We start from the raw sequence: 12,873 nt of genomic DNA, 5'->3' as shown, positions 1-12,873 counted from the left end.
TGCATGGCAAAGCCCCTCGCGCTGACATCCGGCGAGCCCGCGGGCATCGGCCCCGACATCGCCATCGCAGCGTGGCTGCGGCGCAATGAACTGGGGCTTCCGCCGTTCTACCTGCGGGGCGATCGCGATTTTCTCGCCGAACGGGCAAAAATTCTCGGATTGAAAGTCGAACTCGCCGACAGCAGCCCCGAGGATTCGCTCGCGGCGTTTTCGAGCGCATTGCCGGTGGTCGCGACCGGTGAGCCCGCGACCGCCCGCCCGGGCCAGCCCGACGCCACCAGCGCGAACGCCGCCCTCGCCTCCATTCGCCAGGCCGTCGGCGACGTCATGGCCGGCCGAGCCGGCGCGGTCGTCACCAATCCGATTGCCAAAAGCGTGCTCTACCGCGCCGGATTCCTTCATCCCGGCCACACCGAATTTCTGGCCGAGCTTGCGGCCAATGGCGGCCGGGCGCCGCAGCCGGTGATGATGTTGTGGTCGCCGGCGCTTGCCGTCGTACCGGTGACGATCCATGTTTCGCTGCATGAGGCGCTCGCACAGCTCTCGAGCGATCTGATCGTCCGAACGGCGCGCATCGCGGTCGCCGATCTGAAGGCCCGCTTCGGCCTTTCCAGTCCGCGTCTGGCCATCTCGGGACTGAACCCGCATGCCGGCGAAGACGGCTCGCTCGGCACCGAAGACATCGAGATCGTCGCGCCGGCCGTCGAAATCCTGCGCGGCGAAGGCATCGACGCCAGGGGGCCGCTGCCGGCCGACACCATGTTCCACGCCGCGGCGCGCCAAAGCTACGACTGCGCGATCTGCATGTACCACGATCAGGCGCTGATCCCGATCAAGACGATCGCCTTCGAGGATGCCGTCAACGTCACGCTGGGATTGCCGTTCATCCGCACCTCGCCGGATCACGGCACGGCCTTCGACATTGCCGGCACCGGCAAGGCCAATCCGTCGAGCCTCGCCGCGGCGCTGCGGCTTGCTGCGCGCATGGCGGCGGCGCGACCGGCATGACCGCGATCGACGATCTGCCGCCGCTTCGCGATGTCATTCGCGAGCACGGATTGTCGGCGCGCAAATCGCTGGGTCAGAATTTTCTGCTTGATCTCAATCTCACGGCGCGGATCGCCCGCAGCGCGGGCCCGCTCGAGGACGCCACCATCATCGAGGTCGGACCAGGCCCCGGCGGGCTGACGCGCGCGTTGCTGGCGCTCGGTGCGCGGCGCGTCATCGCGGTCGAGCGCGACGAGCGCGCGCTGGGGCCGCTGCAGGCGATCGCGAAGCGATATCCGGGCCGGCTGGAAATCGTCCTCGCCGATGCGCAGCGGTTCGATCCCCGTCCGATGCTCGGCGGCGAACGGGCCAAGATCGTCGCCAACCTGCCCTACAACATCGCCACCGCATTGCTGGTCGACTGGCTGTCGATCGAACCGTGGCCGCCCTGGTACGACATGATGGTGCTGATGTTTCAGCGCGAGGTGGCCGAGCGGATCGTCGCCCGGGAGAACGACGAGGCCTATGGACGCCTCGCGGTGCTCGCCAATTGGCGCGCCGAGACCAAAATCCTGTTCGACATTTCGCCCGCCGCTTTCGTGCCGCAGCCAAAAGTCTCCTCTTCGGTGGTGCGATTGACCCCGCGTAGCGCGCCCGAACCGTGCGAGCGCCGGACGCTGGAACAGGTGGCCGCCGCCGCATTCGGTCAGCGCCGGAAGATGCTGCGGCAAAGCCTCAAATCGCTGTCGGTCGACCCGGCGCGGCTCGCCGCTGCTGCGGCCGTCGATGCCACCCGGCGCGCCGAGACCATTCCGGTCTCCGGCTTTGTTGCCATGGCCCGTGAATTGACCGATATACGAAGCACAAAATTGAACGGGTCCCGGGGAGAAATGTGAGCCGACGTCAAAATGGTGACAATCCAGCGGCAAACTCGCGTCGTAATGATCGCAGCGGCTGCTGTCTGCGCGGTCTATTTTCCAACCGCATCCATCGTCGGAAGATCCTACGCGCCCCGCCCAGTCCCACCAGGCGCGGTGAAGGGAATTTTCGGATTCGAAAGATTGTCGGCCAACGGTTTTGCATATCTGTGCCGACAGCCGAATTTCAGCGTGCGCCCCGAGGTCGTCATTTATGAGAACGACAAGCCGCTGCCGGGACCGGGTAACGCCACAATGAGCGACATCGACGGCATCGGCCTCGGAAGATATTCGCAGGAGAACGGCAAGGGTTTCGTGATCTCGGCCAGCGACAACAGCAATCCCCGCGGCAATGGCAACGACTATTGGATTGTGATCCCGCCACAGCGCCGCTAGACCGCGATGCTGCGACCGCCCGAAGTGAGGTTCGAATTGGGAAAGCGCCCGCTACGCGCGGCAGGAGCAGAACTATCGAAGCTGCAACGAACGTACCCGATCTCCGCGCCAGCAACAGAGCTTGAAGTACCCATTGAACGAGTGATGAACTGCCCTAATCAAGTGCCCATAAAGTCAAAGGAAGCCGTTTCCATGCCGCTGATGCGCCGCCAGTCTCTGGTCAAATTCGATGCGCCGTTGTGCGAAACCATCGTCGACATGCCGAAGCCGCAAGGCAGCGAAGTGCTCGTCCGCATCGAGCGTTGCGGGCTGTGCCATTCCGACCTGCATATCCAGGACGGCTATGCCGATCTTGGCGGCGGCAAGCGGCTCGACACCACGCGCGGCATGACGCTGCCGTTCACGCTCGGCCATGAGATCGCAGGCATCGTCGAGGAAGTCGGCGCGGACGCTGCGAAAGAGCTGATCGGAAAAAAGCAGGCGGTGTTCCCCTGGATCGGCTGCGGCCAGTGCCGCGATTGCCAGAACGGCGACGAGAACCTTTGCGTCAAGCAGCGCTTTCTCGGTGTCTCGATCGACGGCGGCTTTGCCAGCCACGTGCTGGTGCCCGACGCGAAATATCTCCTGGATTACGATCCGCTGCCGGTCAATCAGGCCGCAACCCTGATGTGCTCGGGCGTCACGGCCTATGGTGCACTGAAGCGGCTGGTCGACCGTCCGCGGCAGCGCAACCTGCTGCTGATCGGGCTCGGCGGCGTCGGCATGATGGGGCTTTCGTTCGCGCAGGCGATGTTCAAGCAGAACATCGCGGTCGCGGATCTGAGCCCCGCCGCGCGCGAAAGCGCCCTGAAAAACGGCGCGGCGGTGGCCTACGATCCCAGCGAACCCGACGTGGTCAAGCGCATGATCAAGGAGACCGAAGGCGGCTTCGATGGTGTCGTCGATTTTGCCGGCAACGAAAAATCCATGGCCTTCGCGGTTTCTGCGGTAGCGCGCGGCGGCAAGATCGTGGTCTCCGGCCTGATGGGCGGCAATTTCAGCCTGCCCATGGTACAGTGGGTCTACAAGCGGATGACCATCGAAGGTTTTATGGTGGGAACGCTGGCGGAGGCCAAGGAATTGATGGCGCTGGCACGCGCCGGCAAGATCAAGCCGACACCGATGAAGGAAGAGCCGATGGCCGACGTCCAGAAATGGATCGAGGAATTGCGGGCGGGAAAAGTCGTGGGACGTATCGTACTGAAAAACTGAGGCTGAGCATCTTATAAGCCTCGCCAACAGGGGCAGAGTGCCATCCTCGATTAACAGGAAGGACATTTATGGCCTGGAGGAAGAGCTCAACATTGGTCGCCTTGGCGACGGTGGCATTTGCCGTCGCCACCTCGCCTGCGATCGCGCAGAAAAAATATGGTCCGGGCGTTACCGACACCGAAATAAGAATCGGCACCACGACACCCTATAGCGGCCCGGCGTCGGCCTACTCGGCCGGCGCCGTGTCCGCGACCGCCTATTTTGCGATGATCAACGAACAGGGCGGCGTGAACGGCCGCAAGATCAATTTCATCAGTCTGGACGACGCCTACAGTCCGCCGAAGACCGTCGAGCAGATCCGCCGCCTGATCGAGAGCGACGAAGTATCGTTTCTGGTGAACCCGGTCGGCACTGCCACCAACATGGCGGTGTTCAAATACATCAACCAGAAAGGGGTGCCGCATCTTTTCATCGGCACCGGCGCCACGGTTTTCAACGACCCCGAGCACTATCCGTGGACGATGAGCTGGACGCCGCATTACGCCTCCGAAGGCGAAATCTACGCCCGCTACATCGTGTCGACAAAACCCGACGCCAGAATCGGCATCCTGGCGCAGAACGACGACCTCGGCCGCGACTATCTGATGGGCTTCAAGCGCGGACTTGGCGACAGGGCCTCGACGATGATCGTGTCGACGCAGGCCTACAACACCACCGATCCGACCGTCGACTCCCAAGTGGTTTCGCTGAAGTCTTCGGGCGCCGACGTCTTCGTCATCATCACGATCCCCAAATTCTCCGCCCAGGCGATCCGCAAAGCCTACGACATCGACTGGCACCCGCAGGAATTCGTCGTCAGCGTCGGTTCGTCGATTGCGGGTGCGATCAGGCCGGCCGGTTTTGAAGCGGCAAAGGGCATCATCTCGGCGGCCTATCAAAAGGACCCTGCCGATCCGCAGTGGCAGGACGATCCGGCCATGAAGGCCTGGACTGTGTGGATGAACAAGTACAACCCGCGCATCAACAGGAGCGACTACTACGCGCCCTATGGCTACAATATCGGCTACGCGGTCGTGCAGTTGCTCAAGCAGTGCGGCGACGATTTGACGCGCGAGAACATCATGAAGCAGGCCTCCCATCTCGACATGGAGTTGCCGCTGCTGCTGCCGGGCATTCGCCTGAAGACCAGCCCGACCGATCTGCGCCCGATCAAGCAGATGCGGCTGGTCCGCTTCAATGGCGAGCGCTACGTGCTGTTTAGCGACGTGATCGAGAGCAACTAGGCGGGGCGACGCGGCGCACTTTGCCAGACGTCGTGCATATGCCTGTTTTCTAGGCTGCCGGCCGCCTCATGTAAGGCGGCCGCCGAGCCCGAATTAAGCCCCATCCTCTCCGGAATTGCGGCCCATTGCGACCCAAGTCTTTAACGAGATTTAGGGTTTGAAGCGTCGCGTATCAGCACTGGGGATAGCCATGTCAAACCGTACAGCGAAATTCGTCTCGGCAATATTCGCCAGTGTTTTGGCAGGCGCCAACTTCGCCGCCGTTGCGGAGAATGCGGCAAAGCCGGCGGACAGCTGCTTGTCCGCACCGAAAGGTGCCTTGCCCGCAGGCAGCCACTGGTATTACCGCGTCGATCGCGCCACCAAGCGTCACTGCTGGTACCTCGGCGAAGAGAAAGACAAGACGGCGGCGGCTGCCCCGCAGGATGCCGCGGCATCCACTGCGGCGGCGGCTCCGGCTCCGCCAACAGATCTCGTTCCGCCGCAGGCGAAGGCAGGCGTGCGCAAATCTGTCGCCGACGCTCACGCCGAACTGCCCTCCCCGCAAGAGCGTGTCGACCAGGATGCCGGTGTCAACGTTCAACCTGGGAACAGCGCCGCTGCGGCGGTGCCGGCCATCCAGAATAGCCAGGACGCCGTCGCGCCGGATGCGGGCGCTCCGCCATCGATCGTGACGTCGCGCTGGCCCGATTCTTCGGGTGTAAGTTCGTTGAACAATCCTCAGGTTGCCGCGGCGGATGCGCCGGCGAATGCCAGGCCGGCGCCGCAGCCCGCAGCTTCCCCGATCGCCCTGGCGGCTGCGGATTCCACTTTGCAAAGACAATCCGGCTCGACGCAGATGCTGTTGATGGTCATGGCCGGCGCGCTCGCGCTGGCGGGCATCACGGCCAGCCTGGTTTTCAGGTTCGCGCGCAGACGGGTCGTTCAGCCCGAAGTCTGGAGCGACCGGCGCGCGATCTGGGATTCGGTCGATACCGGCCGCTCGTCGCCATCGCTGTTCCCGAACGAGACCGTGCCGAGATGGCGCGACAACGTTACACGCGATCCGCGCGCGCCCGACGATCCGGAGCGGCGCGTCCAGGAAATGCTGGCGCGGCTCGCAAAGAGTGCGGCTAACTGACGTTGAGTGCGGCGAGCTGACGTTATTTTTCCAGCTGGCGCTGCAAGCCGCGAACGAACTCGGTCAGCCCCGTGCGGCGTTCGCGCTTGAGCCGTTCAGCTTTCAGGACCGACTGCACTTCGGCAAACGCGTCATCGACGTTCTGGTTGACGACGATGTAGTCGTATTCCGCCCAATGGCTGAGCTCATGGGTCGCGCGGCTCATTCGCCCGCGAATGACCTCGTCCGAATCCTGGGCGCGGGTGTGCAGCCGTTTTTCGAGGTCGGCGGCCGACGGCGGCAGGATGAACACGCTGACCACATCGGCGCGGGCCTTTTCCCGCAATTGCTGGGTGCCCTGCCAGTCGATGTCGAACAGCACATCCTGCCCGGCCGACAGCGCGGTTTCGACCGGCGCCCGCGGCGTGCCATAGCGGTTGTCGAACACGGTGGCCCATTCGAGCAGTTCGCCCTGCGTGGCCATGGCTTCGAAGCGGTTTTTGTCGACGAAGAAATAGTCGCGGCCGTCGACCTCGCCGGGCCGCATCGGCCGCGTGGTGGCGGACACCGACATCTTCAGACCCGGCGTCCGTTCAATCAGCATGCGCGACAGCGTGGTCTTGCCCGCGCCCGACGGCGACGACAGCACGAACATCAGCCCGCGCCGCACGACTCCGTCGAAACCGCCAATCGTCATTCGATCACTCCAGATTCTGGACCTGCTCGCGGAACTGCTCGACCACGTTCTTCATCTCGAGCCCGGTATTGGTCAATTCGAGATCGTTCGATTTCGAACAGCAGGTGTTGACCTCGCGGTTGAATTCCTGCGCCAGGAAATCGAGCCGCCGCCCCACCGGTCCGCCCTTGCCGATCATCTCGCGGGCCTGCGCCACGTGCGAGGCGATCCGGTCGAGCTCCTCGCGGATATCGGCCTTGGCCGCAATCAGCAGCGCTTCCTGGTTGAGACGATCGGGGTCGAAACGGTCGGAGGTGTCAAGTAACGCGGCGACCTGTTCGGCCAAGCGCGCCTTGATCGCCTCGGGTTTGCGGCCGGGCGCGGCCTCGGCCTTCTTCGCCAGTTTTTCGATTTCATCCATCCGCTGGGAGAGGATTTGTCCGAGCGTGACGCCCTCGCGGCGGCGCATCTCGACCAGGTGGCCAAGCGCCTGCTCGAACGCCGCAGCCGCAGCGTCTCTCGCAGCCTTGTCTTCCTCTTCATTGCTTTCGGGCTCGACGACTTCAATCACGCCCTTGATGCTCAGCAGCCCGTCGATGCTCGGCGCCACCGCATCGATCTTGCCGGCGAGGACGCCTGCGACCTTCACGATCGACGACAGCACGTCCTCATTGATGCGGATGGTCGATACCGCGTTGGCGCGCTTGACGTTGAGATTGGCGTACACGGTTCCCCGCGACAGCACTTCGCCGGCGCGCTTCTTGGCAAAGGCCTCGAGCTCATCCCATCCGGGCGGCAGCCGCAGCCGCAGGTCAAAGCCCTTGGCATTGACCGATTTCAATTCCCATTCGAACGTATACGGGCCGCTGGCGCCGTGGCTCCGGGCAAAACCGGTCATGCTCGATAGCGCCATCGCGTAAAACTCTCTGACAGGGGGATGTGAGACTCGCAAGCGAACTGCGCGACCTTAAAACGAATTCCGTGAAAGTGGAATCACGTTCCGGGCTTCAGCGCTGAACCACCGGCGGCGTGGTGGTGGATTGCGCCGCGCCCTGGCGGGCACCGGCGGGGGCTGCAGGACGCGCAGGCTTTTTCGGCGCCGCAGGCTTTGTCGTCGCGGTCGGATTGGTGTCGGCCGGTGCGGCGGCGGCCGGCGGCGGCGCGTCGTCGGCCGGCTCAACCGTGTCGTTCTGGATCTGCTTTTCCATCGAGCGCAGCTTGGCGACGTTCTTCTGATGCTGGTCGTAGGTTTCGGTAAAGGCGTGGCCGCCGGTACCGTCGGCGACGAAGAACAGGTCGCGGGTGCGCGCCGGATTGGCGGCGGCCTCCAGCGAGGCGCGCCCGGGATTGGCGATCGGCCCCGGCGGCAGGCCATCGATCACATAGGTGTTGTAGGGCGACGGCTGCTGAATCTCGGAGCGCTTGATCGGCCGGCCGAGCGTCCCCTTACCGCCGACCAGCCCGTAGATGATGGTCGGGTCGGACTGCAGCTTGATCTTCTGCCGCAGCCGATTGACGAACACCGCGGCGACCCGGCTGCGCTCGTCGGCCTTGCTGGTTTCCTTCTCGACGATCGAGGCCAGCACGACGAGCTGCTCGGGCGACTTGATCGGAACGTCCGGATTGCGGCGTTCCCAGATTTCCGCAAGCACGCGCTTCTGGGTCTGCTGCATGCGCTGGATCACCTGGTCGCGCGTGGTGCCGCGCGGGAATTTGTAGGTCTCCGGCAGCAGCGTGCCTTCGCGCGGCATCTCCCGCACCGAGCCCGCGAAAATGTCGTTGTCGGTGAGCCGCGCCACGATCTGCTCGGAGGTCAGGCCTTCGGGAATGGTGACGGCGTGCTGCACCACCTTGCCTTCGACGATGGTGCCGATGACGTCGCGCAGGCTGGCATTCTTCTGAAAAGCGTATTCGCCGGGCTTGAGCTCCGAGCGCGCCTTCAGAGCGAACACCGCGCCGATGAACGCCCAGCGATTATTGTCGATCACGCCTTCACGCTGCAGGATATCGGAAATGTCGGTCATTCCCGCCCGCGCCGGAATATTGACGATCTTGTCTTCCGTCAGCGGACCGGGCGCCTCCAGCTTCTGCCTGCCGTAGTAATATCCGCCCCCCGCGCCGATCATCAACACGATGAGAATGGTGATGATCGCATTGCCGACCACGACGAACGGATTGCGGGCGCGCTCCGACCGCTTCGGCGGCGGCGGGACCTGCTCCGGCTCCAGCGCGGCGCGCGGACTGCGTGGTGAAATGGGCGGCCTCTCACTCATCGATGCAACCTGAATCCTGCCGGTTCAATCGTGGCCTGACAAACCCCTGCCCGGCCAATAGCATACGCCCACGCTTCGCGCATGATCCGCCAAAGTGTTGGCGGTTTGGCGACAAGATCATGCGCCTCTTATAGTTCGGAGCGCGATCGGACGCAAAACCGGTTCCCACTTTTGCTGATCGCGCTCCGGAGTCATCGCCGAATACGGCAAAACGGTGGAGACGCTCTTAACACCCGCTAACCAGTCACGCGCTGAACGATCACGGAAGCGTTGGTGCCCCCGAAACCGAAGGAATTCGACAGCGCGATATTGATCTCGCGTTTACGCGCCGATTGCGGCACCAGATCGATCGTCGTTTCCACCGACGGATTTTCGAGATTGATGGTCGGTGGCGCAATGTTATCGCGAATCGCAAGAATGCTGAAAATCGCCTCGATCGCGCCGGCCGCGCCCAGCAGATGCCCGGTCGACGATTTGGTCGACGACATCGACACCTTCGAGGTTGCGTTGCCGAGCAGCCGCTCTACCGCACCGAGCTCGATCTCGTCGCCGATCTGCGTCGAGGTGCCGTGCGCATTGATGTAGTCGATATCGGAAGCCGTGATTCCGGCGCGCTTCAGCGCCGCACTCATGCTGCGGAAACCGCCGTCGCCGTCCGGCGCCGGCGAGGTGATGTGATAGGCGTCGCCGGACAGTCCGTAGCCGGTCACCTCGGCGTAGATTTTCGCACCGCGCTTCTTGGCGTGCTCGTATTCCTCGAGCACCACGATGCCGGCGCCCTCGCCCATGACAAAGCCGTCGCGATCCTTGTCGTAGGGACGCGAGGCCCTTTGCGGCGTTTCGTTGAAACCGGTCGACAGTGCCCGCGCCGCGCAAAAACCCGCCATCGCCAGCCGGCAAATCGGCGATTCCGTTCCGCCCGCCACCATCACCTCGGCATCGCCGAGCGAAATCAGCCGGCTCGCGTCGCCGATCGCGTGCGCCCCGGTCGAACACGCGGTCACCACCGAATGATTGGGGCCCTTGAGGCCGTGCTCGATCGAAACATAGCCGGAAGCCAGATTGATCAGACGCCCCGGAATGAAGAACGGCGAGACCTTGCGCGGTCCACGCTCCTTGAGCAGCAGCGCGGTATCGGCAATGCCGGACAGGCCGCCGATCCCCGAGCCGATCAGGGTGCCGGTTGCGCACTTGTCCTCTTCGGTGGAGGGATGCCAATCGGCATCATCGAGCGCCTGGCGCGCAGCGCACATCGCGAAGATGATGAAATCGTCGACCTTGCGCTGGTCCTTCGGCTCCATCCACTGGTCGGGATTGAAGCTGCCGTCAGAGCCGTCGCCACGCGGAATGACGCAGGCAATCCGGCTGGAGAGATCGGCGACCTCGAAGGTCTCGATCTTCCTGGCGCCGCTCTGGCCGTTCAGGATACGCTTCCAGGTTGCGTCGACGCCGCAGCCGAGAGGCGTAACCATGCCCAGCCCAGTGACGACGACCCGCCTCATATCAAAAACTCCAGCCCGCAAAAGGCCGCCCATAACAAGAAACCGGGGGACCGTTCGACCACGGCCCGTCCGGCTTCAATGCGCACCGCGCGGGGCGTCAGCTTTTTGCGTTCTTTTCGAGAAACTTCGTCGCGTCGCCGACGGTCAAAATCGTCTCTGCGGCGTCGTCGGGAATTTCGCAACCGAACTCTTCTTCAAATGCCATTACAAGCTCGACGGTGTCGAGACTGTCGGCGCCGAGGTCGTCGATGAAACTTGCAGCGTCAACCACCTTGTCTGGTTCGACACCGAGGTGCTCGACCACAATCTTCTTAACCCGCTCGCCAATCTCACTCATCGTTCAACCTCGTGCTTGTTCCATTGGACCCGACCCCAAGACGCCACTAGAGACGATACGAGCCATCGTGGTCGTTAAACTTCCTTCGCAATCGCGCATAGACTTGATTCGGCCCGGTGGTAGCCGACAAAGGCCCGGCGAACGGCAGGCGTCGCCACGCCAATATACAGGGATTCAAATTCCTGCAATGGCCTTGTTTGCCCATCCGCTGATGGTTCGGTTATCATACTTCCCTGACCTTGACTACACGCCTCGCCCGGTTGCCCGAAACGGCCGTTCGACGGATCGAAGCGGCCGGTAACCGGCTCAAAACATGGCCATTCCGCCATTGACGTGGATCGTCTGCCCGGTCACGTAGGCCGCCTCATTGGAGGCGAGATAGACCGCCGCCGCGGCGATATCCTCCGGCGTCCCCAGCCGCGCTGCAGGAACCTTCGAGAGGATGGTTTCGCGCTGCTTGTCGTTGAGCGCGTCCGTCATCGGCGTCTTGATGAATCCCGGCGCAATGCAATTGGCGGTGACGTTGCGCTTGGCGTATTCGGCGCCCAGCGTCTTGATCAGGCCGATGATGCCGGCCTTGGAGGCGGTGTAATTGGCCTGCCCCGGATTGCCGGTCACGCCAACGATCGAGGTGATCGCGATGATGCGGCCGAACCGCTTGCGCATCATCAATTTGGTCGCCGCGCGAGCGAGGCGAAAGGTCGCGGTCAGATTGACCCTGATGACGTCGTCCCAATCCTCATCGCGCAACTGCACGAACAGATTGTCTTTGGTGATTCCGGCATTGGCGACGAGAATATCGACCTGCCCCATCGCTGCTTCGGCTGCGGGCACCAGGGCCTCGACCTCGGCACTGTCGGAGAGATTGCACGGCAGCACGTGGACGCGCAGGCCAAGCTTGCCGGCGAACGTATCCAGCACCTCGCGGCGCGTGCCCGAGATCGCCACCGTCGCGCCCTGCGCGTGCAACGATTGCGCGATGGCGCCACCGATGCCGCCGGTCGCGCCCGTCACCAGCGCCGTCCTGCCCGTCAAATCGAACATCAATGTCTCCCTATGCGGAATGCGCCGCCGCCAGCGCATCCTTTGCCGCGGCAATATCGTTCGGGCCGCCGACCGACACGCCCACCGCGCCGTCGGCGATGCGCTTGACCAGCCCGCTCAGCACCTTGCCGGCGCCGATCTCCAGGAATCGCGTGACCCCGTGGGCAGCCATATAGGCAACCGACTCGCGCCAGCGCACCGTGCCCGTGACCTGCTCGACCAGGCGGCGGCGAATCTCGTCGGGATCGGTGATCGCTGAAGCCAGCACGTTCGACACCAGCGGGGCTGCCGGCGGCTTGATCGTCACATCGGCCAGCGCCTTCGCCATCGCGTCGGCGGCGGGCTGCATCAGCCTGCAATGGAATGGCGCCGACACCGGCAGCAGCATGGCGCGCTTGGCACCCTTGGTTTTGGCAATCTCGAGCGCGCGTTCGACCGCTGCCTTGTCGCCGGACACCACGACCTGCCCGCCGCCATTGTCGTTGGCGGCCTGGCAGACCTGCCCCTGGGCCGCCTCATCCGCGACCGCCACCGCCGCCTCGTAATCGAGGCCGAGAAGGGCGGCCATGGCTCCGGCGCCGACCGGCACCGCCTTCTGCATGGCCAGCCCGCGGATACGCAGCAGCCGCGCGGTATCGCTGACGCTGAGGCTGCCGGCCGCGGCCAATGCGGAATATTCGCCGAGCGAGTGCCCGGCGACGTAAGCGGCATCGCGCCCGACCGAAAAACCGGCTTCGGTCTCCAGCGCGCGCAGGGTCGCGATCGAGACCGCCATCAGGGCCGGCTGGGCGTTTTCGGTGAGCTGCAGGGTCTCGGCCGGGCCATCCCAGATGATCGCCGTCAGCTTCTCGCCCAGTGCCGCATCGACCTCGTCGAACACGGCCCGCGCAGCCGGATAGGCCTCCGCCAGGGCCTTGCCCATGCCGACGGCCTGCGACCCCTGGCCCGGAAAAGTAAATGCTGCCGTCATTTTTGCTGAAAACTCCCTCAAGTGCAGCCGTAAGACACCGGCTTTCGCCGCGCTGTCAAGCCGGACGGACGGTGCAATCGCACAAGCAATCGCCTTGCAGGCAAAATGTTTACGCTGTCCGGAACTTCGCCGTTGCGC

The 12,873-nt window shown here is 63.8% G+C and carries 13 protein-coding genes; 6 read left to right on the top strand and 7 right to left on the bottom strand.

What is annotated here, in order from left to right:
- The first annotated feature begins 3 nt into the window (after positions 1 to 3).
- The 6 genes from pdxA (at position 4) to V1289_RS42870 (ending at position 5,954) form a co-directional block, all read left to right on the top strand.
- Positions 4 to 1,008, top strand: a complete 1,005-nt coding sequence (gene pdxA, locus V1289_RS42895) for a 4-hydroxythreonine-4-phosphate dehydrogenase PdxA (protein ID WP_334405531.1) — start codon at positions 4 to 6, stop codon at positions 1,006 to 1,008.
- The gene (gene rsmA, locus V1289_RS42890; protein ID WP_334405529.1) at positions 1,005 to 1,883 is read left to right on the top strand and encodes a 16S rRNA (adenine(1518)-N(6)/adenine(1519)-N(6))-dimethyltransferase RsmA; all 879 of its coding nucleotides are present in this window, start codon (positions 1,005 to 1,007) and stop codon (positions 1,881 to 1,883) included. The genes pdxA and rsmA overlap by 4 nt, the downstream gene beginning before the upstream one ends.
- Positions 1,884 to 2,048: 165 nt before the next feature.
- Positions 2,049 to 2,300 (top strand): hypothetical protein, encoded by a 252-nt coding sequence (locus tag V1289_RS42885; protein ID WP_334405527.1) that lies wholly within the window; start codon positions 2,049 to 2,051, stop codon positions 2,298 to 2,300.
- A gap of 192 nt (positions 2,301 to 2,492) precedes the next feature.
- The gene (locus tag V1289_RS42880) at positions 2,493 to 3,551 is read left to right on the top strand and encodes an alcohol dehydrogenase (protein WP_334405525.1); all 1,059 of its coding nucleotides are present in this window, start codon (positions 2,493 to 2,495) and stop codon (positions 3,549 to 3,551) included.
- A gap of 68 nt (positions 3,552 to 3,619) precedes the next feature.
- A complete protein-coding gene (locus V1289_RS42875) occupies positions 3,620 to 4,834 on the top strand; it encodes an ABC transporter substrate-binding protein (RefSeq protein WP_334405523.1) in 1,215 nt (404 codons plus the stop codon).
- A 190-nt stretch (positions 4,835 to 5,024) separates the two neighbouring features.
- Positions 5,025 to 5,954, top strand: a complete 930-nt coding sequence (locus V1289_RS42870) for a hypothetical protein (RefSeq protein ID WP_334405521.1) — start codon at positions 5,025 to 5,027, stop codon at positions 5,952 to 5,954.
- Positions 5,955 to 5,976: 22 nt separating this feature from the next.
- Here the strand turns inward: V1289_RS42870 and gmk are convergent, their stop codons facing one another.
- From gmk to fabD, 7 genes are all read right to left on the bottom strand, one after another.
- A complete protein-coding gene (gmk, locus tag V1289_RS42865; RefSeq protein WP_334405520.1) occupies positions 5,977 to 6,630 on the bottom strand; it encodes a guanylate kinase in 654 nt (217 codons plus the stop codon).
- Positions 6,631 to 6,634: 4 nt separating this feature from the next.
- Positions 6,635 to 7,522, bottom strand: a complete 888-nt coding sequence (locus V1289_RS42860; protein WP_334405518.1) for a YicC/YloC family endoribonuclease — start codon at positions 7,520 to 7,522, stop codon at positions 6,635 to 6,637.
- A 94-nt stretch (positions 7,523 to 7,616) separates the two neighbouring features.
- Positions 7,617 to 8,882, bottom strand: a complete 1,266-nt coding sequence (gene mltG, locus V1289_RS42855) for an endolytic transglycosylase MltG (protein ID WP_334405516.1) — start codon at positions 8,880 to 8,882, stop codon at positions 7,617 to 7,619.
- 236 nt (positions 8,883 to 9,118) lie between these two features.
- Positions 9,119 to 10,384 carry a beta-ketoacyl-ACP synthase II gene (gene fabF / locus V1289_RS42850; RefSeq protein ID WP_309184412.1) on the bottom strand — a complete coding sequence of 422 codons (1,266 nt, stop codon included), beginning with the start codon at positions 10,382 to 10,384 and terminating at the stop codon, positions 9,119 to 9,121.
- Positions 10,385 to 10,481: 97 nt separating this feature from the next.
- On the bottom strand, positions 10,482 to 10,721 hold the full coding sequence (locus V1289_RS42845; protein WP_027536714.1) for an acyl carrier protein: 240 nt from the start codon (positions 10,719 to 10,721) through the stop codon (positions 10,482 to 10,484).
- 306 nt (positions 10,722 to 11,027) lie between these two features.
- Positions 11,028 to 11,765, bottom strand: coding sequence for a 3-oxoacyl-[acyl-carrier-protein] reductase (gene fabG, locus V1289_RS42840; protein ID WP_334405514.1), 738 nt, complete (start codon positions 11,763 to 11,765; stop codon positions 11,028 to 11,030).
- Positions 11,766 to 11,775: 10 nt separating this feature from the next.
- Positions 11,776 to 12,735, bottom strand: coding sequence for an ACP S-malonyltransferase (fabD, locus tag V1289_RS42835; RefSeq protein ID WP_334405513.1), 960 nt, complete (start codon positions 12,733 to 12,735; stop codon positions 11,776 to 11,778).
- Positions 12,736 to 12,873 lie beyond the last annotated feature (138 nt).

Origin of the sequence: Bradyrhizobium sp. AZCC 2289, assembly GCF_036924615.1 — a bacterium.
Taxonomy (GTDB): Bacteria; Pseudomonadota; Alphaproteobacteria; order Rhizobiales; family Xanthobacteraceae; genus Bradyrhizobium.
This window is presented reverse-complemented; position numbering and strand designations above follow the sequence as displayed.